This window comes from Streptomyces sp. NPDC050164, from assembly GCF_044459945.1.
Classification (GTDB): domain Bacteria; phylum Actinomycetota; class Actinomycetes; order Streptomycetales; family Streptomycetaceae; genus Streptomyces; species Streptomyces coeruleorubidus_A.
In genome coordinates this window covers 1-23,117 of record NZ_JBITJK010000014.1, presented here as the reverse complement: position 1 = coordinate 23,117, position 23,117 = coordinate 1, and the positions used below count along the sequence as shown (strand labels likewise).

The 23,117-nt window shown below is 70.9% G+C and carries 18 protein-coding genes and 1 pseudogene; 14 read left to right on the top strand and 5 right to left on the bottom strand.

Annotated features, from left to right (window positions below):
* Window positions 1–9 precede the first annotated feature (9 nt).
* The 13 genes from ACIBNA_RS20080 (at window position 10) to ACIBNA_RS20020 (ending at window position 16,226) form a co-directional block, all read left to right on the top strand.
* Entirely contained in the window at window positions 10–1,056 is a 1,047-nt protein-coding gene (locus ACIBNA_RS20080; RefSeq protein WP_399166512.1) for a substrate-binding domain-containing protein, read from the top strand.
* Window positions 1,057–1,115: 59 nt separating this feature from the next.
* Entirely contained in the window at window positions 1,116–2,327 is a 1,212-nt protein-coding gene (locus tag ACIBNA_RS20075; RefSeq protein WP_399166633.1) for a Gfo/Idh/MocA family protein, read from the top strand.
* A 14-nt stretch (window positions 2,328–2,341) separates the two neighbouring features.
* The gene (locus ACIBNA_RS20070; RefSeq protein ID WP_399166511.1) at window positions 2,342–3,340 is read left to right on the top strand and encodes a sugar phosphate isomerase/epimerase family protein; all 999 of its coding nucleotides are present in this window, start codon (window positions 2,342–2,344) and stop codon (window positions 3,338–3,340) included.
* Window positions 3,341–3,422: 82 nt separating this feature from the next.
* Window positions 3,423–5,969 (top strand): PQQ-dependent sugar dehydrogenase, encoded by a 2,547-nt coding sequence (locus tag ACIBNA_RS20065; RefSeq protein WP_399166510.1) that lies wholly within the window; start codon window positions 3,423–3,425, stop codon window positions 5,967–5,969.
* A 15-nt stretch (window positions 5,970–5,984) separates the two neighbouring features.
* A complete protein-coding gene (locus ACIBNA_RS20060; RefSeq protein WP_399166509.1) occupies window positions 5,985–7,331 on the top strand; it encodes a ThuA domain-containing protein in 1,347 nt (448 codons plus the stop codon).
* Window positions 7,332–7,436: 105 nt separating this feature from the next.
* Window positions 7,437–8,648: an inositol-3-phosphate synthase gene (locus ACIBNA_RS20055; RefSeq protein WP_399166508.1), complete on the top strand. Its 1,212-nt coding sequence runs from the start codon at window positions 7,437–7,439 to the stop codon at window positions 8,646–8,648.
* Entirely contained in the window at window positions 8,645–9,703 is a 1,059-nt protein-coding gene (locus ACIBNA_RS20050) for an SCO3242 family prenyltransferase (RefSeq protein ID WP_399166507.1), read from the top strand. The genes ACIBNA_RS20055 and ACIBNA_RS20050 overlap by 4 nt, the downstream gene beginning before the upstream one ends.
* On the top strand, window positions 9,700–10,692 hold the full coding sequence (locus ACIBNA_RS20045; protein WP_399166506.1) for a sugar phosphate isomerase/epimerase family protein: 993 nt from the start codon (window positions 9,700–9,702) through the stop codon (window positions 10,690–10,692). Before ACIBNA_RS20050 ends, ACIBNA_RS20045 begins: the two co-directional genes overlap by 4 nt.
* On the top strand, window positions 10,689–11,579 hold the full coding sequence (locus tag ACIBNA_RS20040; protein ID WP_399166505.1) for an EboA domain-containing protein: 891 nt from the start codon (window positions 10,689–10,691) through the stop codon (window positions 11,577–11,579). The genes ACIBNA_RS20045 and ACIBNA_RS20040 overlap by 4 nt, the downstream gene beginning before the upstream one ends.
* Window positions 11,579–12,499: a TatD family hydrolase gene (locus tag ACIBNA_RS20035; protein ID WP_399166504.1), complete on the top strand. Its 921-nt coding sequence runs from the start codon at window positions 11,579–11,581 to the stop codon at window positions 12,497–12,499. Before ACIBNA_RS20040 ends, ACIBNA_RS20035 begins: the two co-directional genes overlap by 1 nt.
* Window positions 12,500–12,502: 3 nt before the next feature.
* The gene (eboE, locus tag ACIBNA_RS20030) at window positions 12,503–13,672 is read left to right on the top strand and encodes a metabolite traffic protein EboE (protein ID WP_399166503.1); all 1,170 of its coding nucleotides are present in this window, start codon (window positions 12,503–12,505) and stop codon (window positions 13,670–13,672) included.
* Entirely contained in the window at window positions 13,669–15,087 is a 1,419-nt protein-coding gene (locus ACIBNA_RS20025) for a nucleotide pyrophosphatase/phosphodiesterase family protein (RefSeq protein WP_399166502.1), read from the top strand. Before eboE ends, ACIBNA_RS20025 begins: the two co-directional genes overlap by 4 nt.
* An 80-nt stretch (window positions 15,088–15,167) precedes the next feature.
* Window positions 15,168–16,226, top strand: coding sequence for a sugar phosphate isomerase/epimerase family protein (locus ACIBNA_RS20020; protein ID WP_399166501.1), 1,059 nt, complete (start codon window positions 15,168–15,170; stop codon window positions 16,224–16,226).
* Window positions 16,227–16,318: 92 nt separating this feature from the next.
* Here ACIBNA_RS20020 and fdhD read toward each other — a convergent pair whose 3' ends face one another.
* From fdhD to ACIBNA_RS20005, 3 genes and pseudogenes are all read right to left on the bottom strand, one after another.
* Window positions 16,319–17,167 (bottom strand): formate dehydrogenase accessory sulfurtransferase FdhD, encoded by an 849-nt coding sequence (fdhD, locus tag ACIBNA_RS20015; protein ID WP_399166500.1) that lies wholly within the window; start codon window positions 17,165–17,167, stop codon window positions 16,319–16,321.
* A gap of 8 nt (window positions 17,168–17,175) precedes the next feature.
* A pseudogene (locus ACIBNA_RS20010) lies at window positions 17,176–18,033 on the bottom strand (molybdopterin dinucleotide binding domain-containing protein); the annotation flags it as partial.
* On the bottom strand, window positions 17,973–18,944 hold the full coding sequence (locus tag ACIBNA_RS20005; protein WP_059419750.1) for a 2-dehydropantoate 2-reductase: 972 nt from the start codon (window positions 18,942–18,944) through the stop codon (window positions 17,973–17,975). The gene ACIBNA_RS20005 and the pseudogene ACIBNA_RS20010, both read right to left, overlap by 61 nt.
* Window positions 18,945–19,207: 263 nt before the next feature.
* Between ACIBNA_RS20005 and ACIBNA_RS20000 the strand changes: the two genes are divergently transcribed.
* Window positions 19,208–19,885 carry a GntR family transcriptional regulator gene (locus tag ACIBNA_RS20000; RefSeq protein WP_399166499.1) on the top strand — a complete coding sequence of 226 codons (678 nt, stop codon included), beginning with the start codon at window positions 19,208–19,210 and terminating at the stop codon, window positions 19,883–19,885.
* A 130-nt stretch (window positions 19,886–20,015) separates the two neighbouring features.
* Here the strand turns inward: ACIBNA_RS20000 and ACIBNA_RS19995 are convergent, their stop codons facing one another.
* Together ACIBNA_RS19995 and ACIBNA_RS19990 are read right to left on the bottom strand one after the other, a co-directional pair.
* Window positions 20,016–21,431, bottom strand: coding sequence for an OFA family MFS transporter (locus tag ACIBNA_RS19995; protein ID WP_399166498.1), 1,416 nt, complete (start codon window positions 21,429–21,431; stop codon window positions 20,016–20,018).
* Between the two features lies 1 nt (window position 21,432).
* Window positions 21,433–22,821 carry an OFA family MFS transporter gene (locus ACIBNA_RS19990; RefSeq protein WP_399166497.1) on the bottom strand — a complete coding sequence of 463 codons (1,389 nt, stop codon included), beginning with the start codon at window positions 22,819–22,821 and terminating at the stop codon, window positions 21,433–21,435.
* Window positions 22,822–23,117 lie beyond the last annotated feature (296 nt).

Sequence of the window (23,117 nt, the reverse complement as noted above, 5' to 3'; positions counted from 1 at the left end):
TTCACCGCCATGACCGAGATCACGAGCCGCAGAGGACTGCTCTTCGGGGCCGCCGCCGTCTCCGCCGGTGCCCTCCTCACGGGCTGCACGAGCAACGAGCCCTCCGACGCCAAGGACGAGCCGGCCGCGAACGACCAGCCGGCCGCCGACGACAAGCCCGGCAAGCAGGTCACCATCGGCTTCGCCGGACCGCAGGCCGACCACGGCTGGCTCAACGCCATCAACGACAACGCCAAGAAGCGGGCCGAGAAGTACTCCGACGTCACCCTGGAGATCACCGAGGGCTCCAACGACACCGCCCAGCAGATCGGCCAGATCGAGACCCTCATCAACAAGAAGGTCGACGTGCTGGTGGTGCTGCCCGCCGACGGCAAGGCCCTCACCCAGGTCGGGCTGAAGGCGATGCGCGCGGGCATCCCGGTCGTGAACCTCGACCGGATCTTCAACACCCCTCAGGCCTACCGCTGCTGGATCGGCGGCGACAACTACGGCATGGGCCTCAACGCCGGGCACTACATCGGCGAGAAGCTCAAGGGCAAGGCGAACGCCCGCGTCATCGAACTGGCCGGCCTGGACAACCTGGAGCTGACCAAGCAGCGCACCCAGGGCTTCGACGACGCCCTGAAGAACTACCCCGACATCAGGAAGGTCGCCCGGCAGGCCGCCGAGTTCACGGTCGAGTCCGGACAGGCCAAGATGGCCCAACTGCTCCAGGCGCAGCCCAAGTTCGACGCCCTGTGGAACCACGACGACGACCAGGGCGTGGGCGCGCTGCGCGCCATCGAGCAGGCCGGGCGCGACGACTTCCTGATGGTCGGCGGCGCCGGCGCGCTCTCCGCCTTCCAGGCCATCAAGCAGGACGACGGCGTGCTGAAGGCGACCGTCCTCTACCCGCCGACCATGGCCGCCTCGGCGATCGACCTCGCCCGCGCCCTCGGCCAGGGCAAGGGCATCGGCGGCATGGCCGAGTTCGAGATCCCGGCGTCCCTCACGCTCTACTCGGCCGTCGTCGACAAGAGCAACGTCGACCAGTACATGCCCACCGGCTTCCGGTGACCGGTTCCGCCCGCACCCCCCACGTGCGCCACCCCGACCAGGACGAGGAGGACACCCGTATGGGACAGCCGCAGCAGCAGTCAGATGGGACCGAGGCAGGCAAACCACCACTGCGCGTGGGGATGGTGGGCTACGCCTTCATGGGCGCCGCCCACTCCCAGGGCTGGCGCACCGCGGGCCGTGTCTTCGACCTGCCGCTGAACCCCGTGCAGGCCGTGATCTGCGGCCGGGACGCCGCCGCCGTACGGGCGGCGGCCGACCGCCACGGCTGGGCGTCCACCGAGACCGACTGGCGCGCCCTCGTCGAACGCGACGACGTCGACCTCGTCGACATCTGCACCCCGGGCGACAGCCACGCCGAGATCGCCCTCGCCGCCCTCGCGGCCGGCAAGCACGTCCTGTGCGAGAAGCCCCTCGCCAACACCGTCGAGGAAGCCACCTCGATGGCACGGGCCGCCGAAGAGGCCTACCAACGCGGCCGGTTGGCGATGGTCGGCTTCAACTACCGCCGGGTGCCGGCCACCGCCCTGGCCCGCCGGATGGTCGCCGAGGGCCGCCTGGGCGCACTGCGGCACGTGCGCGTGACGTACCTCCAGGACTGGCTGGTCGACCCGCAGTTCCCGCTGACCTGGCGGCTGCGCAAGGAGCAGGCCGGCTCGGGCTCCCTCGGCGACCTGGGCGCGCACATCATCGACCTCGCGCAGTACCTCGTGGGGGAGCCACTGGCGGGCGTCTCCGCGCTGACGGAGACCTTCGTACGTCAGCGGCCCCTGCCCACCGGCGCCACCAGCGGCCTGTCCGCCGTCTCGGCCGCCGGCACGGGGGAGGTCACCGTGGACGACGCCGCCCTGTTCACCGCCCGCTTCCCCTCCGGCGCCCTCGCCTCCTTCGAGGCCACCCGCTACGCCACCGGCCGCAAGAACGCCCTGCGCATCGAACTCAACGGGGAGCGCGGGTCGCTCGCCTTCGACCTGGAGCGGCTCAACGAGCTGTCCTTCCACGACGGCACCGAACCCGGGACTCAGGCGGGCTTCCGCCGCATCCTCGTCACCGAACCCGACCACCCCTACCTGGACGCCTGGTGGCCGCCGGGCCACGGCCTCGGCTACGAGCACACCTTCGTCCACCAGGCCCGCGACCTCGTCCACGCCATCGCCGAGGGCCGCCGCCCCGAACCCTCCTTCGCCGACGGGCTCCAGGTGCAGCGCGTGCTCGCGGCCGTGGAGGAGAGCGCCGAGAAGAACTCCGTCTACACACCGATCGCGGTCTGAGGAGGCTGACGCGCATGCCGCGTACGTTCACGCTGTTCACCGGTCAGTGGGCCGATCTGCCGCTGGAGGAGGTCTGCCGGCTCGCCCGCGACTTCGGCTACGACGGGCTCGAACTCGCCTGCTGGGGCGACCACTTCGAAGTCGGCAGGGCACTCTCCGACCCCGGGTATCTCGACGGCCGCCGGGCGCTGCTCGACAGGTACGGCCTCAAGTGCCGGGCCATCTCCAACCACCTGGTCGGCCAGGCCGTCTGCGACGCCATCATCGACGAACGCCACCAGGCGATCGTGCCGGGTGAGGTGTGGGGCGACGGAGAACCGGAGGGGGTCCGGCAGCGGGCCGCGGACCGCATGAAGGACACCGCGCGCGCCGCGGCCGCCTTCGGCGTCGACACCGTCATCGGCTTCACCGGCTCCGCCATCTGGCACCTGGTCGCCATGTTCCCGCCCGCCCCCGACGCGATGATCGAGCGCGGATACCAGGACTTCGCCGACCGCTGGAACCCGATCCTGGACGTCTTCGACGCGGAGGGCGTGCGGTTCGCGCACGAGGTCCACCCGAGCGAGATCGCCTACGACTACTGGACCACTCAGAGGGCTCTCGACGCCGTCGACCGGCGTCCCGCCTTCGGCCTCAACTTCGACCCGAGCCACTTCGTGTGGCAGGACCTCGACCCGGTCGGCTTCCTCTGGGACTTCCGCGACCGGATCTACCACGTGGACTGCAAGGAGGCCCGCAAGCGCCTCGACGGACGCAACGGCCGGCTCGGCTCCCACCTGCCCTGGGGCGACCCCCGGCGCGGCTGGGACTTCGTCTCCGCCGGGCACGGCGACGTCCCCTGGGAGGACGTCTTCCGGATGCTGCGCTCCATCGACTACCAGGGCCCGATCTCCGTCGAGTGGGAGGACGCCGGCATGGACCGGCTCGAGGGCGCGCCCGAGGCGCTGACCCGCCTCAAAGCCTACGACTTCGAGCCGCCGTCGGCCTCCTTCGACGCGGCGTTCGGCAACTGAGGCACCGTGAGCTCTCCGGGATGACGGCGCATCCCGGCGTACGCACCCGCCCGTACAACCGGCCCCATTTCTGGAGGCATTCGTGCACGGGAACCACCGCACCGCCAGCACCGCCAGAACCCGCAGTACCCGCAGAACCCGCAGAATTCTGAGAACTCTCGGAACTCTCGGAACCGAGACTCACAGACGAGGCCTGCGCCGAGCGGTCGCGCTGTTCAGTGGCGCGCTGCTGGCGGGCGCCTCCCTCACCCTGACCGCACCGCAGGCCGGCGCGGCCGCCGCGGACGAGCCGGCCGTCACGGCTGAGGACTTCCAGCAGGTCACCCTCGCCAAGGGCGAGGCGGAGGTCGGCGAGCCCATGTCGCTCGCCGTCCTCCCGGACCGCTCGGTCCTGCACACCTCGCGCGACGGCGAGCTCCGCCTCACCGACGCGGCCGGCAACACCAAACTCGCCGGCAAGCTCGACGTCTACTCCCACGACGAGGAGGGCCTCCAGGGCATCGGCGTCGACCCCGGCTTCATAGAGAACCGTTTCATCTACCTGTACTACGCGCCCCCGCTGAACACCCCCGAGGGCGACGCACCCGAGACCGGCACCGCCGCCGACTTCGCGCCCTTCGACGGCGTCAACCGGCTCTCCCGGTTCGTCCTGAAGACCGACGGCACCCTCGACACCGCCAGTGAGACGAAGATCCTCGACGTCCCCGCCTCCCGCGGCCTGTGCTGCCACGTCGGCGGTGACATCGACTTCGACGCGCAGGGCAACCTGTACCTGTCGACGGGTGACGACACCAACCCCTTCCAGTCGGACGGCTTCACCCCGATCGACGAGCGCGCGAACCGCAACCCGGCCTTCGACGCCCAGCGCTCCGCCGGCAACACCAACGACCTGCGCGGCAAGATCCTGCGCATCAAGGTGAACGCCGACGGCTCGTACACCGTCCCCGAGGGCAACCTGTTCGCCCCGGGCACGGACAAGACCCGCCCCGAGATCTACGCGATGGGCTTGCGCAACCCGTTCCGCTTCAGCGTCGACAAGAAGACCGGCATCCTCTACGTCGGTGACTACGGCCCCGACGCCGGCGCCGCCGACCACGCGCGCGGCCCGGCCGGCCAGGTCGAGTTCGCCCGCGTCACCGGCCCCGGCAACTTCGGCTGGCCCTACTGCACCGGTGACAACGACGCCTATGTGGACTACGACTTCGCGACGGGCACGTCGGGAGCGGCCTTCGACTGCTCCGCCCCGAAGAACACCTCCCCGAACAACACCGGCCTGACCGACCTGCCCCCGGCCCAGTCCGCCTGGATCCCGTACGACGACGGATCCCTGCCCGAGTTCGGCACCGGCTCCGAGTCCCCGATGGGCGGCCCGGTCTACCACTACGACCCGGAGCTCGACTCGCCGGTGAAGTTCCCCGAGGCGTACGACGGCGACTTCTTCGCCACAGAGTTCGGTCGCCGCTGGATCAAGCGCATCACCAGCGACGCCGACGGCACCGTCCAGTCGATCAACGACGTGCCCTGGACCGGCACCCAGGTGATGGACTCGGCCTTCGGGCCCGACGGGGCGCTGTACGTCCTCGACTACGGCCTGTCCTGGTTCGGCGGCGACGAGCACTCCGCCCTGTACCGCATCGAGAACGCCACCGACGGCCACTCGCCCGTCGCCCAGGCCGCCGCGAGCCGCACCTCCGGGCAGGCGCCCCTGCGGGTCACCTTCTCCTCCAAGGGCACCAGCGACCAGGACGGCGACGCCCTCACCTACAGCTGGGACTTCGGCGACGGCGGCACGTCCACCGCGGCCAACCCCACCCACCGCTACAAGAAGAACGGCACCTACACCGCGACGCTGACCGTCAAGGACCCGACCGGCCGCACCGGCAACGCGAGCGTGCAGATCGTCGTCGGCAACACCGCGCCGGCCGTGGTCCTGGAGATGCCGAAAGACGGGCAGCTGTTCAGCTTCGGTGACGCCGTCCCGTTCAAGGTGAAGGTCACCGACCCGGAGGACCGCCGTATCGACTGCTCCAAGGTCAAGGTCACCTTCATTCTCGGCCACGACACCCACGGCCACCCCCTGACCTCGGCCAACGGCTGCACCGGCACCATCCAGACCAGCGCCGACGGCGGCCATGACGAGAACGCCGACATCTTCGGGGTCTTCGACGCCGAGTACACCGACAACGGGGGCGGCGGCCAGGCCGCGCTGACCACGCACGACCAGAACGTGGCCCAGCCCCGCCACCGCCAGGCCGAGCACTACGGCAACGCCTCCGGCGTCACGGTCGTCACCAAGGACACCGCGCACGGCGGCCGGACCGTCGGCGACATCGACAACGGCGACTGGATCTCCTTCACGCCGTACGTCCTGCACAACGCCAAGGAGATCACCGCACGCGTCTCCTCCGGCGGCGCCGGCGGCACCCTGGAGATCCGCGCGGGCTCCGCCAAGGGCACCCTGCTCGGCAAGGCGACCGTGCCGGTGACCGGCGGCTGGGAGACCTTCCAGGACGTCCAGGCGAACCTGTCCCGCGCGCCCAGGGGCACGACCACGCTCTTCCTGGTCTTCAAGGGGAGCGGCACCGGCGCCCTGTACGACGTCGACGACTTCACGTTCACGACGGGCTGAGGGGAGGCGACCGGCATGCGATCGACCAGCAGATACGCGACGGGTGTCGTGGGCGCGGCCCTGCTCCTGGGGTGCGTCTCGGGCCCGGCCTCGTCCCAGGACGACGCCGAGGCCAAGCGGGTCCTGGTCTTCTCCAAGACCGCCGGCTTCCGGCACGACTCCATCCCCGAGGGCGTCACGGCGGTGCGGCAGCTCGGCGAGCAGGGCGGCTTCACGGTCGACGCGACCGAGAACGCGGGCTCCTTCACCTCGTCCAACCTGCGGCGCTACGACGCGGTCGTGTTCCTGTCGACTACGGGAGACGTCCTGGACGCCAGGCAGCAGCGCGCCTTCGAGGGCTACATCCGCGGCGGCGGCGCCTACGTCGGCGTCCACGCCGCCGCGGACACCGAGTACGACTGGGCGTTCTACGGCGGCCTGGCCGGCGCCTACTTCCAGTCGCACCCGGCGATCCAGCCCGCGACGGTGCACGTCGAGGACCACGCCCACCCGGCGACCTCCGGACTGGAACGGGCGTGGAACCGCACCGACGAGTGGTACAACTACCGCTCCAACCCGCGGGAGAGGGCCCACGTCCTCGCCGCCCTCGACGAGTCGTCCTACACCGGCGGCACCATGCAGGGCGACCACCCGATCGCCTGGTGCCAGAACTACCAGGGCGGCCGCTCCTTCTACACCGGCGGCGGCCACACCAAGGAGTCCTTCGCCGAACCCGCCTTCCGCACGCACCTGCTGGGCGGAATCCGCTGGGCCATCGGCGACGCCGAGGCCGACTGCCGCCCGGAGACCGGCTACCGGTCGCTCTTCGACGGCACCCCCGCCTCGCTGGACGACTGGCGGCAGGCGGGCCCGGGCTCCTTCACCCTCTCCGACGACGGCACACTGACGTCCTCGGGCGGCATGGGCATGCTCTGGTACGCCACGTCGGGCTTCTCCTCGTACTCCCTGAAGCTCGACTGGAAGATGGCCGGTGACGACAACTCCGGTGTGTTCGTGGGCTTCCCGCCCTCGGACGACCCGTGGTCGGCGGTGAACAACGGCTACGAGATCCAGATCGACGCGACCGACGCCGCCGACCGCACCACCGGCGCGGTGTACGGCTTCAAGTCCGCCGATCTCGACAAGCGCGACCGTGCGCTGAACCCGCCGGGGGAGTGGAACACGTACGAGATCCGCGTGGAGGGCGAACGCCTCCGCGTCTGGCTCAACGGCGTGCAGATCAACGATTTCACCAACACCGACCCGGCCCGGAGCCTCGTCGACGGACACATCGGCATCCAGAACCACGGAGCCGAGGACCAGGTGTCCATCCGTGACATCCGGATCAAGGAACTGCCCGCGAAGGTCTCGCAGGGCGACTGAGCGGCGGCGGGCGGGGGACGCCGGACTCCCGCCCGCCGCCTTCACCACTCCGGCGTCTTCACCTCCCCGCTGGGGTCCTGTCCTGGTACGACAAGGAGGCTGCCGATGTCAGTGTCCCGTTCCGAGTCCCGTGTGGGGGTGTGGCTGATCGGAGCGCGCGGCTCCGTCGCCACCACCGTCGTGGCGGGCTGCGCCGCCGTGACCGCGGGTCTGCATCCGCCGACGGGCATGATGACCGAGACGCCCCCCTTCGCCGGCAGCGGCCTGCCGGCCCTGTCGTCCCTCGTCTTCGGCGGACACGACACACTGGACTGCCCCCTGCCGAAACGCGCCGAGGCGCTGGCGGCCGGGGGAGTGCTGCCACCGGGCCTCACATCCGCCGTCACCGCCGAACTGGCCGCCGCCGACCGCGAGATCAGGTCCGGCGGCCCCCTCGCCGGCGACACCCGGGACGCGGAGCAACTGATCACCGCCTTCGCCGCCGACATCCAGGACTTCGCACGGCGACATGGCCTGTCCCGCGCGGTGGTCGTGAACGTGGCCTCCACGGAGCCCGCCGTCACCGGCGACGCCCTCCCGCCGAGTTCCCTGTACGCGGCGGCAGCCCTGCGCGCCGGCTGCCCCTACGTGAACTTCACCCCGTCGACCGGCCTGCACCACCCCGCGCTGGCCTCGCAGGCACGGTCATCCGGTCTCCCCTACGCGGGACGCGACGGCAAGACCGGCCAGACCCTGCTGCGCTCGGTGCTGGGCCCGATGTTCGCCCAGCGGGCCCTGACCGTCCGCGCCTGGTCCGGTACGAACCTGCTCGGCGGCGGCGACGGCGCCGCCCTGGCCGACCCGGCCGCCGCGGCGGCCAAGAACGCCGGCAAGGGACGGGTCCTCGCCGACACCCTGGGCACCACCCCGCAGGGCGAGACCCACATCGACGACGTCCCCGCCCTCGGCGACTGGAAGACCGCCTGGGACCACATCGCCTTCGACGGCTTCCTCGGTACCCGCATGATCCTCCAGACCACCTGGCAGGGCTGCGACTCCGCCCTGGCCGCACCCCTCGTCCTCGACCTCGCCCGCCTGACCGCCCGAGCCCACGAGTCGGGCCTGTCCGGCCCGCTGGATGCCCTGGCCTTCTACTTCAAGGACCCGGTGGGGGACACGCCGTCGGGCCTGGCCGAGCAGTACGAGGCACTCATCGGCTTCGCCCGGAGCCTTCGGGGGGCGGGGCCGGGGGAGGACGCGCGTCTCCGGCAGGGCGCCGGAGCGAGCAGCGAGCCAGGTCCGGAGGAACAGACCAAGGGGATGGAGGGCCACCGATGAGGCGGCGCGAGCGTCCTTGTGGAGGCACAGGCAGCACGGGTGACACCTCCTATGAGGGGGATGTCGGCGGCACGGCACCCACCCCGCCCTGCGGCCGCGCCGGCCGCCCGGCACGAGGACGCGCCTGGGCCGAACTCCTGCGCCTGCCCGCCCTGTTCAGCGTGCCCGGCGACGCACTCGCCGGCACGACCGCGGCCGGCGCACCGCCCAACGCCCGCACCCTGCTCGCCATCGGCTCCTCCCTCTGCCTGTACGAGGCCGGCATGGCACTCAACGACTGGGCGGACCGCGAGGTGGACGCCGTCGAACGCCCCCACCGCCCCCTGCCCTCCGGCCGCATCCGGCCCGCCGCCGCGCTCACGGCGGCCTGTGCCCTCACCGGAGCCGGACTGGCCCTGGCCGCCCGCGCCGGCCGCCCGGCCCTGGCCGTCGCCGCGCCCCTGGCGGCGACCGTCTGGGCGTACGACCTCGCCCTGAAGCACACACCGGCCGGGCCCGTGGCCATGGGCACGGCCCGCGGACTGGACCTGCTCCTGGGAGCCGCGGCCACCACCGGCCGTACCCGCCGGGCACTGCCCTCCGCCGCCCTCCTCGGCATCCACACCCTGGCGGTCACGACGGTCTCCCGCCAGGAGGCCCGGGGCGGCTCACCCCTGGCTCCTGTGGCGGCACTTGCGACGACGGCCCTGCTGACCCGCCTGGTGACGCACCGCCTCGGGCGTCTCCCGGAAGACCGCCGGGAAGCAGCCGCCCACCTCCCGCCGGACACGCGATCCGCCCGGCGCCGACCACCTGAGCCGGGTCGACAGCCCACGGCACACCTCACCACCGCCCTCGCGGCCGCCTACGCCGCGACCACCGCCCGCCCCTACTTCCACGCCGCCCTCAACCCCTCACCTCCCCTCACCCAACGAGCAGTCGGCGCCGGCATCCGCGCCACGATCCCCCTCCAGGCCACCCTGACCGCCCGCTCCCGGGGCACCGGCACCGCCCTTCTCATCGCGGCCCTCGCCCCACTCGGAGCGAGGTTCGGGAAGAAGGTGAGCGTCACATGAGCTCCGATGCCCGAGCCTGCGGCAACCGAGCCACGCCGGCAGAGTCGGTCCCCTCCCTCCGCTTCGGCTACGGCACCAACGGTCTCGCCGACCTCCGACTCGACGACGCGCTCTCCCTTCTCGCCGACCTCGGATACGACCGCGTCGGACTGACCCTCGACCACATGCACCTCGACCCGCTCGCCCCCGACCTGGCCGCCCGCACCCGCCGCGTCGCGCACCGGCTGGACACGCTCGGACTGGGTGTCACCGTGGAGACGGGCGCCCGCTATGTGCTCGACCCGCGCCGCAAACACGGCCCGTCACTGCTGGACCCGGACCCCGGTGACCGGGCCCGCCGTGTCGACCTCCTCCTCCGGGCCGTACAGGTCGCGGCCGACCTCGGCGCCCACGCCGTCCACTGCTTCAGCGGGATCGTCCCGGACGGCACCGACACGGACACCGCGTGGAAGCGCCTCGCCGAGACCCTCGTGCCCGTCCTGGACGCCGCCGCGTCCGCCGGTGTTCCGCTCGCCGTCGAGCCCGAACCGGGTCACCTCCTCGCCACCCTGGCCGACTTCCATCACCTGCGCCGCATCCTCGGCGACCCCGAACCTCTCGGCCTCACCCTCGACATCGGCCACTGTCAGTGCCTCGAACCCCTCTCTCCCGCCGACTGCGTGCGCGCCGCCGCTCCCTGGCTGCGTCACGTCCAGATCGAGGACATGCGGCGCGGTGTCCACGAGCACCTCCCCTTCGGGGACGGGGAGATCGACTTCCCGCCGGTCCTGGCGGCCCTCGCCGCCACCGGCTACCAGGGCCTGACCGTCGTCGAACTGCCTCGCCACTCCCACGCCGGCCCCCACCACGCCGCACACTCCCTCCCGTTCCTCCGCCACGCCGAGCAGACCGCGGCCACCGTCTCGCCGCCCCCTGCTCCGGCCCTCCAGCAGGCCGCGCCACCCCACGGCGCTCCCTCCACCGCCCCTGAAGGGAGCAGCACCCCATGACCCACCCCGGCACCACACCAGAGGCGAGAACCGGCGGTCCCCAGGACGCCCAAGCCCAAGGGAACACCGCCGCACGGGAAGCCCAGGCTCCTGAGCCTGCCGCCGCACGGAACGCCCAGAACCCCAAGTCAGCCGCCGCACGGGACGCCCAAGCTCCCGAGGACGCCAACCCCCTGGCCACCGCGGACACCCACAGCACCCACACCACCCAGCCAACCCAGCGCCCCCTCGACACCGTCCTGGCCTCCTCGCTTGCCGACCTCCGCCGCCACCTCACCACCCACCTCGATCCCGCCGCCCGCGCCTGGCTGGAGCACGCCCTCGACGAGGCAGCCGCCCACCCCGGCATCCACGGGCCCATCTCCGCGTGGGAACTGCGCCTCGCCGAGGCCGGCCGTCGCTGCGGTGCCGCGTACGCCGACGCCGCACGCGTCCTCATCCTCGACGCGGCCCGTGCCGGGACCGACGCCCTGACCCGGGTGTACTTCCAGGGCACCGCCGACGAGCGCCGTGCCGTCCTGCACGCCCTGCCCCATCTCGTGTCCGGCCCCGGCGCCCTCCCGCTCGTCGAGGACGCCCTGCGCACCAACGACACCCGGCTCCTCACCGCCGCCGTCGGCCCGTACGCCGCCCGGCACCTGGCCCCCCACGACTGGCGCCACGCCGTACTGAAGTGCCTGTTCACCGGCGTCCCCGTCGACCACGTGGCGGACCTGCCCCGGCGTGCCCACGGCGACGGCGAACTCGCCCGCATGCTGGGCGACTACGCCGCCGAGCGCACCGCAGCCGGCCGCACCGTCCCCGAGGACCTGTACCGCGTCCTGGACCTGACCGAGTCCGTGACCCCGGCCCCCGGCACGGACCACCCCCACGGCAAGGAGTCCTGATGCGCATCTTCGACCCCCACATCCACATGACGTCCCGGACCACGGACGACTACGAGGCCATGTACGCCGCCGGAGTCCGCGCCGTCGTCGAGCCCTCCTTCTGGCTCGGCCAGCCCCGCACCTCGCCCGCCTCCTTCCTCGACTACTTCGACTCCCTCCTCGGCTGGGAGCCGTTCCGCGCCGCCCAGTACGGCATCGCCCACCACTGCACGCTGGCGCTCAACCCCAAGGAGGCGAACGACCCGCGCTGTGTGCCCGTCCTCGACGCGCTGCCCCGGTATCTCGTCAAGGACAACGTCGTGGCCGTCGGCGAGATCGGCTATGACTCCGTGACCCCCGCCGAGGACACCGCCCTCGCCGCCCAGCTCCAGCTCGCCGCCGCCCACGGCCTGCCCGCCCTCGTGCACACCCCGCACCGCGACAAGCTCGCCGGTCTGCGCCGCACCCTCGACGTCGTCCGGGAGTCCGCACTGCCCCCGGAGCGCGTCCTGGTCGACCACCTCAACGAGACCACCGTCAAGGAGGCCAAGGACAGCGGCTGCTGGCTGGGCTTCTCCGTCTATCCGGACACCAAGATGGACGAGGAGCGGATGATCGCGATCCTGCGCGCCTACGGCACCGAGCAGGTCCTGGTCAACTCCGCCGCCGACTGGGGGAAGAGCGACCCCCTCAAGACCCGCAAGGTCGGCGACCTGATGCTGGCCGAGGGCTTCGGCGAGGACGACGTCGACCAGGTGCTGTGGCGCAATCCCGTCGCCTTCTACGGGCTCAGCGGCCGCCTGGACCTCGACGTCACCGGCACGGAGGCCACCCACGAGGGCAATTCCATCCTCCGCGGCGTCCCGAAGGACCCGCACCAGCCGGACCTCGGCCCGGGAGACGGCGACGAGCCGGCCCGCGTCCGCGCCGCGGGGGCGTGAACCATGCGCTTCCGCCACCCCGACGGCTCCACCGTCCACCTCGCCTACTGCACCAACGTCCACCCCGCCGAAACCCTCGACGGCGTCCTCGCGCAGCTCCGCGACCACTGCGAACCCGTCCGCCGCCGTCTGGGCCGCGACCGGCTCGGCATCGGGCTGTGGCTCGCCAAGGACGCCGCCCACGCCCTCGACAGCGACCCGTCCGCACTGCGCGGCCTGCGCACCGAGCTCGACCGGCGCGGCCTCGAGGTCGTCACCCTCAACGGCTTCCCGTACGAGGGCTTCGGCACCGAAGAGGTCAAATACCGTGTCTACAAGCCGGATTGGGCCGACCCGGAACGCCTCGACCACACCACCGCCCTCGCCCGCGTCCTCGCCGGACTCCTCCCCGACGACGTCGGCGACGGCACCATCTCCACCTTGCCCCTCGCCTGGCGAACCGCGTACGACGACGACCGCGCGCAGACCGCCCGCACCGCCCTGCGCACCCTCGCCGAACGCCTCGACGCCATCAAGGAGCTGACCGGCCGCTCCATCCGCGTCGGGCTGGAACCGGAACCCGGCTGTGTCGTCGAGACCACCCGCGACGCCATCGCCCCGCTCACCGCGATCGCCCACGACCGCATCGGCATCTGTGTCGACACCTGCCACCTCGCCACCTCCTTCGAAGATCCGCACACCGCCCTGGACGCCCTCACCGAGGCCCGCGTCCCCGTCGTCAAATCCCAGCTCTCCGCCGCCCTGCACGCCGAACACCCCCATCTGCCCGAGGTCCGCGAGGCCCTCGCCGCCTTCGCCGAACCCCGCTTCCTGCACCAGACCCGTACGGCCACCGCCGCCGGCCTGCGTGCCACCGACGACCTCGACGAGGCCATCGCGGGCCACGCCCTGCCCGACGGCGCACCCTGGCGCGCCCACTTCCACGTCCCCCTGCACGCGGCCCCCGCCGCACCCCTCACCTCCACACTCCCGGTCCTGAAGACCGCACTGACCCGGCTCGTCGGCGGCCCGGCCCCGCTGACCCGCCACCTGGAGGTCGAGACCTACACCTGGCAGGCCCTCCCGCCCGAGCTGCGCCCCCGCGGCCGCAGTCAGCTCGCCGAGGGCATCGCCGCCGAACTCACCCTCGCCCGCGACCTGTTGACGGACCTCGGACTGAAGGAGCTGCCGTGAGCACCCACCCGTCCGCCCCGGGCGCACACCCGGCCCCGACAGGTCCCACCCCCCTCCTCGTCCTCGACGTCGTCGGCCTCACCCCCCGTCTCCTCGACCACATGCCCCATCTCAAGGCGCTCGGCCGGTCCGGCTCCCGCGCCCCGCTGGGCGCCGTGCTGCCCGCCGTCACCTGCGCCGCCCAGTCCACGTTCCTCACCGGCACCATGCCCTCCGAGCACGGCATCGTCGGCAACGGCTGGTACTTCCGCGAACTCGGCGACGTCCTCCTGTGGCGCCAGCACAACGGCCTCGTCGCCGGTGACAAACTCTGGGACGCCGCCCGCCGCGCCCACCCCGGCTACACCGTCGCCAACATCTGCTGGTGGTACGCCATGGGCGCCGACACCGACATCACCGTCACCCCCCGTCCGGTCTACTACGCCGACGGCCGCAAGGAACCCGACTGCTACACCCGGCCGGCCGCACTGCACGACGAACTCACGGAAAAACTCGGCACGTTCCCCCTCTTCCACTTCTGGGGCCCCGGAGCGGACCTCGTCTCCAGCCGGTGGATCATCGACGCGACCCGCCACGTCATCCGCACCCGGCACCCCGACCTGACGCTCTGCTACCTCCCTCACCTCGACTACGACCTGCAGCGCTTCGGCCCCGACGACCCGCGCTCCCTGAAGGCGGCCGCCGACCTGGACGCCGCTATGGCACCGCTCCTGGACGACGCCCGCGCCGAGGGCCGCACCGTCGTCGCGCTGTCCGAGTACGGCATCACCCGCGTGAACCGGCCCGTCGACATCAACCGCGCCCTGCGCCGCGCCGGCCTGCTGGAGGTGCACACCCAGGACGGCATGGAGTACCTCGACCCGATGGCCTCCCGTGCCTTCGCGGTCGCCGACCACCAGATCGCCCACGTCTACGTGCGCCGCCCCGAGGACCTCGACGCCACCCGGGCCGCGCTCGACGGCCTGCCCGGCATCGAGCAACTCCTCGACGACGAGGGCAAGAAGACCCACCACCTCGACCACCCGCGCGCGGGCGAACTCGTCGCCGTGGCGGAACCCGACGCCTGGTTCACGTATTACTACTGGCTCGACGACGCCCGCGCGCCCGACTTCGCGCAGCTCGTCGAGATCCACCGCAAACCCGGCTACGACCCGGTCGAGCTCTTCATGGATCCTCTCGACCCTTACGTCAAGGTCAAGGCGGCCACCGCGCTGGCGCGCAAGAAACTCGGCATGCGCTACCGCATGGCGGTCGTGCCCCTGGACCCCTCACCTATTCGCGGCAGCCACGGCCGCCTTCCGGTGAGCGACGACGACGGTCCGCTCCTCATCTGCTCCACCCCCCGCGCTGTCGGCGACCGCGTCGCGGCCACCGACGTGAAGTCACTGCTGCTCCGGCTCGCCGGTCTCACCTGAGGACGGACCCTCAGTCCCGACTGGTCACAAGTGAAGCACTCACCACTGACAACGCCCCGCGATCACGAGGAGTCCCACGCATGAGCCGCTTCTCCCAGCCCGACCCCGAGCTCACCCACCGCCTCAGCAGACGAGGCATGCTCGGCGTGGCCGCAGGCGCCACCGCCGCCGCTCTGCTCGGTGCCGCCGCCCCCGCGACCGCCGCCACCGGCAACGCGACCGCCGCCACCGGCACGGCCTCCGGAGCCAAGGGCCGCGGCCGCCCCGTCCTGCCGCCCGGCCGCCTCGGCATCCAGCTCTACAGCCTCCGCGACAAGGTCTCCACCCTCGGCTTCGGCCCCGTCTTCGCCGAACTGGAGAAGTACGGCTACGACGAGGTCGAGTTCGCCGGCTACACCCAGGGCTCGGCCGGTCCCATCACGCTCGCCCAGCTCAAGCGGCTGGCCCGCAACCACGGCCTGAACCCGATCGGCAGCCACGTCGGCTACTACTCCAGCGACCCGAACGCCTACACCTTCGCCCAGAACCTCACCAAGGTCCTCGACGACGCCCAGGCCCTCGGCCTGAAGCACATCGGCACGGCCGCCGGCCCGTTCCGCTACGGCTCGACCGTCGACGCCTGGAAGCGCGCCGCCGAGGACTTCAACACCTACGGCGCGGCGGCGAAGGCCCGGGGCATGAAGTTCTACCAGCACAACCACTCCGAGGAGTTCTCCTTCGCCACCGACAACCCCAAGGTCCGCCTCTACGACGTCCTGCTCGAGCAGACCGACCCGGACCTCGTGTACCTGGAGATGGACATCTACTGGGCGTACGTCGGCCAGTTCCGCTTCTCCAAGCGGCCCGACGGCACGCCCGCGCCGTTCGAGCCGCTGAACTACGTCCTCAAGCGGCCCGACCGCTACCCGCTGTTCCACGTGAAGGACGGGGAGAGCGACCCGTCGAACCCGTACGGCTACCGCATGACCGACGTCGGCGACGGCGACATCGACTACCAGCGGTTCATCTCCGCCGTGACCCGGCTGCGCGGCCACCGCATGGCCCACCACTGGCAGGCCGAGCACGACAACCCGGCCGAGTCCTTCACGTTCGCGCGCCGTTCGAGCGCGCATCTGCACTCGTTGCGCGAGAAGTGCTGACAGGGCACGGACGCGACTGAGGCAGGACCCCGACGGCGCAGGGGGCGCTCCCCGCCGTCGGGGCCCCCGCCGTCGTGTCGCGGGGAGTGCTGTCAGCCCTGGGTGGCCGCAGCCCGCAGGGTGAGACGGTGCTCGCCCGCGTACACGTTCATGGAGGTGCCGCGCAGGAAGCCGATCAGGGTCAGGCCGGTTTCCGCGGCCAGGTCGACGGCCAGGGAGGAGGGTGCCGAGACTGCCGCCAGGATGGGGATGCCGGCCATCACGGCCTTCTGCGCCAGTTCGAAGGAGGCCCTGCCCGAGACCAGCAGGACCGTGCGCGAGAGGGGCAGGCCGCCGTTCTGCAGGGCGCGGCCGACCAGTTTGTCGACCGCGTTGTGGCGGCCGACGTCCTCTCGTATGTCGAGCAGGTCGCCCTCCTCGGCGAACAGGGCGGCGGCGTGCAGGCCCCCGGTCCGGTCGAAGACCCGTTGAGCCGCGCGCAGCCGGTCGGGGAGGCGCGCGAGCAGGTCGGGTTCGACCCGGACCGGGGGAGCGTCGGAGATGGGCCAGCGGGTGGTGGTGCGGACGGCGTCGAGGCTCGCCTTGCCGCACAGGCCGCACGATGAGGTGGTGTAGACGTTGCGTTCGAGGGTGATGTCGGGGATGACCACGCCGGGTGTCGTGCGCACGTCCACCACGTTGTACGTGTTCGACCCGTCGGCCGTCGCCCCCGCACAGTAGACGATGCTCTGCAGGTCGGACGCGTGGGCCAGGACGCCCTCGCTGACCAGGAACCCGGCGGCGAGGGGGAAGTCGTCGCCGGGAGTGCGCATGGTGATCGCGAGCGGTTTGCCGTTGAGCCTGATCTCCAGTGGTTCCTCGGCGACGAGTGTGTCCGGGCGGCTGGAGACCACCCCGTCCCTGATCTGGATCACCTTGCGTCGTGCCGTGACTCGTCCCATGACCGGCCTCAGCTCCGTACCGCTGCCACCGGCAGCTTCTCGATGCGGACCGCGGCGGCCTCGAACTCCACTGTCCCCGGGATCGGACAACTGGCCTTGACCGGCGGCGCGTTGAGGTCCGCCGCGTCGGACAGGCGCATGGTCGTGAACGCCAGACCGGCTCGTAACGTCGGGTCCACCCACACCGGGGCCGTCACCGAACCGCGCCGAGTGGAGACCCGTACCTCCTCACCGACCACCACGCCGTAGCGCTCGGCGTCCTCCGGGCTCAGCTCGATGCACGTGCCGCGCCGCAGCGGTGACGCGGAACCATTTTTCTGTACAACGGTCTTGTACGAGTCGAGCCGACGCCCCGTGGTGAGGCGGATCGGGTACCGCTCGTCCGTCAGGTCCACGGGTGGGTCGTACGAGACGAGTCGGAAGGCCGTCCGCAGGTCCCGCTCGGTCGTCGTTCCGGTGAGGAGGGCCAGGTTGGACAAGGCACGTCCGGTGTCGGTGCCGTGATGGTGCTCCACGACGAACGGCGTCCGCGGCCGGCCCTGATCGCCGGGTGCGTGGCCGTGCGCCAACTCCCTGATGACGACGGCCGATACGCCCGTCACCTTCTCGGCGAGCGACAGCGTCCAGGGCTCGACGAGCTGTTGGTACTCCTCGAAACCGGTCGTCGCGCGCTCGATGAAGGCGTGGTCGGCGAGGCCCGCCCTGATGATCTCCCGGCCGATCGCATGGGCCAGCGGAACCTCGGTACCGGCCTTCGGCCGGATCCGGCGGTCGCCGGATCCCGCACGGTCGGGTCCTCGTACGCTCATGCGGCGGCCTGGTGGGCGAGGAGGTCGGAGAGGGCGTGGACGGTGCGCAGGGTGGGCACCTGGACGCCGGTGATCTCGGCGAGTTCGATGACGGCGGCGAGGAGGACGTCGAGTTCCAGCGGCTTGCCGCGTTCCAGGTCCTGGAGGGTGGAAGTGCGGTGGTCGCCGACGCGTTCGGCGCCGGCGAGGCGGCGTTCGATGGAGACGCCGACCTGACAGCCCAGGGCCTCGGCGACGGCGAGGGTTTCGGTCATCATGGTTTCGATGACCTTGCGCGTGCCGCCGTGCAGGCACATCTGCCGCATGGTGGCGCGGGCGAGGGCGCTGATGGGGTTGAAGGAGATGTTGCCCAGGAGCTTGAGCCAGATGTCGTTGCGCAGGTCGGGTTCGACCGGGCATTTGAGGCCGCCGGCCTGCATGGCCTCACTGAAGGCGAGACAGCGCGCCGAAATGCTTCGATCGGGCTCGCCGATGGAGAACCGGGTGCCTTCCAGGTGCCGGACCACGCCCGGCCCTTCGAGCTCCGTCGCCGCGTAGACCACACACCCGATGGCACGCTGGGGCGCGAGTACCGCACTGACCGCGCCCGCGGGGTCCACGCTTTCGATGGGGTGGCCGTCGTGGGGGCCGCCGTGTTGGTGGAAGTACCACCAGGGGATGCCGTTCTGGGCGGCGATGACCGCGGTGGTGTCGTGCAGCAGAGGCTCGATGAGCGGCCCGCACGCCGCGTACGAGTTGGCTTTGAGGCCCAGGAAGACGTAGTCGACCGGGCCGATGTCGGTGGGGTCGTCGGTGGCGTGGGCGTGTGCGGTGAAGTCGCCGCGCGGGCTGAGTACTTGGACGCCGTGGTGGCGCATGGCCGTGAGGTGGGGTCCGCGGGCGATCAGGTGGACGTCGGCGCCGGCGCGGTGGAGCGCGGCGCCGACGTAGGCGCCGATGGCTCCGGCGCCGAGGACTGCGACTTTCATGATGGGGAGCTCCGTTCGGTTGAGGGTGACCGAGGAACTGTCGACTTTGTCGACTGAATATTGTCTACAGGATGAAACCGACAGTGAGCAAGAGCCGTGACGGCACTCGTCGTCGTCCGCGGCCCGTGAGCTGCTGGTATGCCCGTCCAAGGTGAGCCCACGTCCTGGGTCCGCGCGTGCCTGTGCGCCGTAGACTGTAGGCGAAAACCAATTCATAATTGGCCTGCCAGCTGCAGCGACGACGCTGCCCAGGAGGGAGCGCGATGTTGCCGACGACGGGACTGCCACAGGGCGCGGTGCCCAAGCTCGAACGGCCCGGCCCGTTGCGCGACCGTGTCTACGAGGCGCTGCTCGAACTCATCACCACCCGCGCCCTCCAGCCGGGCCAGCATCTCGTCGAGAGCGAGCTCGCCGGGCATCTCGGTGTCTCCCGGCAGCCTGTGCGCGAGGCCCTGCAGCGCCTCAGCACCGAAGGGTGGGTCGATCTGCGGCCCGCCCAAGGTGCCTTCGTGCACGAGCCGACGGACGAGGAGGCGGACCAACTTCTCTCCGTACGCACGCTGTTGGAGGCCGAGGCCGCCCGCCTCGCCGCCGCCAACGCGGGTGCCGACGCCGTCGCCGCGCTCGAGAAGCTGTGCGACGAGGGCGAGAAGGCCGTCGACGCCGACGACGTCGACGGCGCGGTCGCGATGAACGCCCGGCTCCACGCGAAGGTGATGGAACTCGCGGGCAACACGGTCCTCGCCGCGCTGGCCGCGCAGGTCGACCGCAGGGTGCGCTGGTACTACACGCCGGTCGCCCGTCAGCGCGGCCACCGGTCCTGGATCGAGCACCGCGAGCTGATCGCGGCGATCGCGGACCGGGACGAGGAGCGCGCCACGGCGGTCATGCGTGCCCACACGGAACACACGCGCAAGATGTACCGCGAGCGCGAGAAGTAGCCGCGCGGCGAGAGCAACCGGTACGCCGTCACCCGACCGAACGACTCCCAGCCACCAGGCAACGGCTCAGGCGGCCCTCCCCACGACGAGTGCCGTGGGGAAGGGCCGCCTGTGCGCCGAACCGAGCTGCTCAGGCCACCGGCTGCGGTGTTGATGCGCCGCCGCGCGTCCGTCCTGGCTGCCGTAGCAGCAGGGCGATCGCCGCCGCGATCATCGAGGTGACGCCGGCCAGCGCGTACGCGCCGTCGTAACCCCAGGCCGCGACCACCATGGAGCCGAGGCCACCGCCGAACAGGCCGCTGATCAGCTTGCCGCTGTACACCAGCCCGTAGTTGGAGGCGTTGTAGTTCTCCCCGAAGTAGTCCGGGGTGAGTGCCGCGAACAGGGGATAGAACGCGCCGCCGCCGAAGCCGGAGAGGAACGCGAAGAACAGGAACAGCCCTTCGCTCTTGACGTCACCGGCCCAGATCACGCCGAACTGGGCGAGACCCAGGACGACGATGACCATCACCAGGGTGGACTTGCGCCCCCACTTGTCGGACATCCAGCCCACGACCCCGCGGCCGATGCCGTTGATGACCGCCATGACGCCCATCGAGGAGGCCGCCACCAGCGGGCCGAAGCCGACCTCCTTGGCGTAGTCGACCTGGAAGGAGATCCCGAAGATGGACACGCCCGCCGTCATGACGAGGGCGATCCACATGAGGGGAAGCATGCCGGTCCTGATGGCCTCCTTGGGTGTGTACTGCTTCACCGCCGGAGGGTTCTTGGCGAGGGCGTCGGCCCCCTTCCCGGTGTCGCCGTAGGTCAGCGGGTCGATGTCCGCGGGCCACCAGTTCTTCGGCGGGTCCTTGAAGAAGAACGCGCATCCCACGACCACGATCAGGATGTAGCAGCCGATGAGGTCCAGGACGCGGTGGTAGTTCGCCGTGTCGAAGCCGTAGTTGAAGATGAAGATGAACGGCAGTGATCCGTACGCGAAGCCGCCGTTGACGAACCCGGTCCTGGCGCCCCGGCGTTCGGGGAACCATTTGCCGACCATGTTGATGCAGGTCGCGTAGACCAGGCCGGCGCCGACCCCTCCGACGACGCCGAAGCCAAGGATGGCCAGCCATACGTTGCTCAGGTGCGACAGGGCGAGGAACCCGACCAGACACATGCCCGAGCCGATGTACATGGCCCCGCGGGCGGTCAGGATGCCCTTCTCCCGCAGCCAGCCCGCCGGGAAGGCGATGCCGGCCTGGAAGAAGACCCAGACGCTGAGGATCCAGAAGGTGTTGCTCTGCGTCCAGCCGTGGGCGTGGGACAGGGTGTCCTCCGCCGAGCCGTACGCGTACTCGAAGACGCTGATGGCCATCATGGTGAGCCACGGGAGGTACACCATGAGCTTGCGCGAGTGGCCGAGGATGTCCCGGTCGCTCTCGCCGATGCGGTAGACGCGGCCGCCTGCGTCGGTGACTTCTCGGTAGGGACGATGTGCGGCGTCGGAGGGTGGGGAGGAGCTGCTTGCTGCGGAGCTGTTTGCTGCGTACGGATCTGCCGTCATGTCACGCCGTTTCCTCGCCGAGCGGTTGCGGGTTGGAGCTGATGCCCTTGGCTTTGGGCCGTCCCGGGGGGTGCAGGAACATGGCCATGAAGCCTGCGAAGAGGGAGATCGAACCGGCCAGGACGAACGCGCCGGAGTAGTCCCAGGCGCTCACGACCACGGCGCCCATACCGGAGCCGAGGAGGCCGGAGACGAGCTTGGAGGAGTAGACCAGGCCGTAGTTGGAGGCGTTGTTGTTCTCACCGAAGTAGTCGGCGGTCATCGCCGCGAACATCGGGAAGATGGCGCCGCCACCGAAGCCGGAGATGGACGAGAACAGCAGGAACAGCGGCAGGTTGCCGATGTTCCCGGAGAGGAGGATGCCGTACTGGGAGAGTCCCAGGACGACGCAGACGAAGATCAGGCACTGCTTGCGGCCGTAGCGGTCGGAGAGCCAGCCGATGACGCCGCGGCCGGTGCCGTTGACGATCGCCTTCAGGGACATGGCGGTCGCCACGATGCCGCCCGCGAAGCCCGCCTCGTCACCGAAGGGCACCTGGAAGGCGATACCGAAGATGTTCACGCCCGAGGTGCACAGCAGACAGAACCACATGAGGCCCACGCGGCCGGTCTGCCAGGCCTCCTTGGGGGTGTACTGGTGCACGGCCGGCGGGTTCTTCTCCATCGCGCGCCGGGCGCGTGCGTCGTCCGGCTTCTTGAGCGGGTCGACTTCGGCCGGCCACCAGTTCTTCGGCGGATCCTTGAAGAAGTAGCCCGCCCCCGCCACGACCGCCGCCAGGAACAGGCCCACGCCGACCAGTACCCAGCGGAAGTTGGTGAGGTCCATGTAGCCGGTGAAGAGGAAGACGAACGGCACCGAGCCGTAGGCGAAACCGCCGTTCACGAAGCCCGTCTTGCCGCCCTTGCGCTCCGGATACCACTTGGCGACCATGTTCACGCACGTCGCGTAGACCATGCCGGCGCCCATGCCGCTGAACATGCCGAAGCCGATGTAGGCGACGATGACATGCGGGGCGAAGGCGAGCGATACATACCCCAGCAGGGTGCCAAGCGCGCCGAGCATCATCGCCCAGCGGGCCGGGAGTTTGCCGCTCTCACGCAGCTTCCCCGCGGGGAAGGCCACCGCCGCCTGGAAGAAGACCCAGACGCCCAGCATCCAGAAGATGTGCCCGCTGTTCCAGTGGTGTGCCGTGTGCAGTGTGTCCTCGGCGGACGCGAAGGCGTACTCGGCCGAGCTGATGCCCATCATGCCGACCCACGGCAGGATGACCATCCACTTGCGTTTGCGGCCCATGATGTCGACATCGGACTCTCCGATGCGGTACACGCGGCCGTTCTGGTCCGTCACCTCCCTGTACGGGACGGATGTCGAGTAGTCGATGGTTGTCATCTGGTCAAACACTCCTTGCGTCGAAAGATCTGGCCAGCGCCCCCTGCCCCATGCCTTCCGTGCGCGCGCGAGTCCCTGGGGCCGGCCGACGCGCACCGTCGGACGACCCCGTGCACATTCACCTCATGGACCACCGCCCAGGAGTCCCGACGCGTGGGCCCGGATCACCACGTCAGATCACCCCGCTCGACTTGAGCAGGCGCAGTTCTTCGTGGCCGAGGCCGAGTTCGCCGATGAGGATTTCTTCGGTGTGCTGGCCGAGGAGGGGTGGGGTGGTGATGTCGACGGGGGAGTCG

What these genes read in the sequence shown, in the direction of transcription:
- ACIBNA_RS20080 (WP_399166512.1), top strand. Translation starts at nt 10, where the DNA reads ATGACCGAGATCACGAGCCGCAGAGGACTGCTCTTCGGGGCCGCCGCC.
- ACIBNA_RS20075 (WP_399166633.1), top strand. Translation starts at nt 1,116, where the DNA reads ATGGGACAGCCGCAGCAGCAGTCAGATGGGACCGAGGCAGGCAAACCA.
- ACIBNA_RS20070 (WP_399166511.1), top strand. Translation starts at nt 2,342, where the DNA reads ATGCCGCGTACGTTCACGCTGTTCACCGGTCAGTGGGCCGATCTGCCG.
- ACIBNA_RS20060 (WP_399166509.1), top strand. Translation starts at nt 5,985, where the DNA reads ATGCGATCGACCAGCAGATACGCGACGGGTGTCGTGGGCGCGGCCCTG.
- ACIBNA_RS20055 (WP_399166508.1), top strand. Translation starts at nt 7,437, where the DNA reads ATGTCAGTGTCCCGTTCCGAGTCCCGTGTGGGGGTGTGGCTGATCGGA.
- ACIBNA_RS20050 (WP_399166507.1), top strand. Translation starts at nt 8,645, where the DNA reads ATGAGGCGGCGCGAGCGTCCTTGTGGAGGCACAGGCAGCACGGGTGAC.
- ACIBNA_RS20045 (WP_399166506.1), top strand. Translation starts at nt 9,700, where the DNA reads ATGAGCTCCGATGCCCGAGCCTGCGGCAACCGAGCCACGCCGGCAGAG.
- ACIBNA_RS20040 (WP_399166505.1), top strand. Translation starts at nt 10,689, where the DNA reads ATGACCCACCCCGGCACCACACCAGAGGCGAGAACCGGCGGTCCCCAG.
- ACIBNA_RS20035 (WP_399166504.1), top strand. Translation starts at nt 11,579, where the DNA reads ATGCGCATCTTCGACCCCCACATCCACATGACGTCCCGGACCACGGAC.
- eboE (WP_399166503.1), top strand. Translation starts at nt 12,503, where the DNA reads ATGCGCTTCCGCCACCCCGACGGCTCCACCGTCCACCTCGCCTACTGC.
- ACIBNA_RS20020 (WP_399166501.1), top strand. Translation starts at nt 15,168, where the DNA reads ATGAGCCGCTTCTCCCAGCCCGACCCCGAGCTCACCCACCGCCTCAGC.
- fdhD (WP_399166500.1), bottom strand. Translation starts at nt 17,167, where the DNA reads ATGGGACGAGTCACGGCACGACGCAAGGTGATCCAGATCAGGGACGGG.
- ACIBNA_RS20005 (WP_059419750.1), bottom strand. Translation starts at nt 18,944, where the DNA reads ATGAAAGTCGCAGTCCTCGGCGCCGGAGCCATCGGCGCCTACGTCGGC.
- ACIBNA_RS20000 (WP_399166499.1), top strand. Translation starts at nt 19,208, where the DNA reads ATGTTGCCGACGACGGGACTGCCACAGGGCGCGGTGCCCAAGCTCGAA.
- ACIBNA_RS19995 (WP_399166498.1), bottom strand. Translation starts at nt 21,431, where the DNA reads ATGACGGCAGATCCGTACGCAGCAAACAGCTCCGCAGCAAGCAGCTCC.
- ACIBNA_RS19990 (WP_399166497.1), bottom strand. Translation starts at nt 22,821, where the DNA reads ATGACAACCATCGACTACTCGACATCCGTCCCGTACAGGGAGGTGACG.